We start from the raw sequence: 623 nt of genomic DNA, 5'->3' as shown, positions 1-623 counted from the left end.
CGTCACCGACGAGGACGAGGACACCACCTATCGCGCCTACCGTCGCGCCAAGGCCGCCCTCCGCGGGATGGCTGAGGCCCTCCCGACCGCGACCGTGACCGAAGAGGTCCCGACCGGCGAGACCTTCGCTCAGGTCTGGGAACGGGCCGACGAGGAGGACCGGACCTCGCTCCTCCTCCGGGTCGGGCCCTGGGTGGTCGAACCGGGCCGCCTGCCTATCGATCAGAAGGTGCACCGAGCGGAGGCCGAGCCCCGACTACCTCGCCGGGCAGATAGACGACTGACGCCGGGCGAGAGGCCGGAGGCCCCCCGATGGTGTAGAAGGTGTAGAAGGTGTACCTCTCTCTAGTTACTTCTTCAAGAACTACTTTCTTGAGGGGTAACCAGGGAGACCTACAACTTCTACACCTTCTACACCCTGAGGGTTGCGCAAGTGCCCTTGCGTGGCTACGCTGGTGCCATGCCGAGAACGGCCAACTGACCAGGAGGACACCATGGGCAACGAGCCCCGCACGGACATCCCGACCGTCACCGTCGAGTGCGCCTGCAAGCACTGCAAGGCGTTCGCCGCTCGCACGGGCCAGGCCCTCCCCCTGCGGGCGGAGGTCAACGAGAAGATGGCC

The 623-nt window shown here is 66.3% G+C and carries 1 protein-coding gene; it reads right to left on the bottom strand.

All coding sequences use genetic code 11. The features are described 5' to 3' along the window. A partial coding sequence (locus PROKR_RS36735; protein ID WP_036959157.1) for a hypothetical protein occupies positions 1–235 on the bottom strand: 235 nt, incomplete at its 3' end. Between the last annotated feature and the right edge of the window lie 388 nt (positions 236–623).

The organism is Promicromonospora kroppenstedtii DSM 19349 (genome assembly GCF_000515355.1).
Taxonomy (GTDB): Bacteria; Actinomycetota; Actinomycetes; order Actinomycetales; family Cellulomonadaceae; genus Promicromonospora; species Promicromonospora kroppenstedtii.
This window is presented reverse-complemented; position numbering and strand designations above follow the sequence as displayed.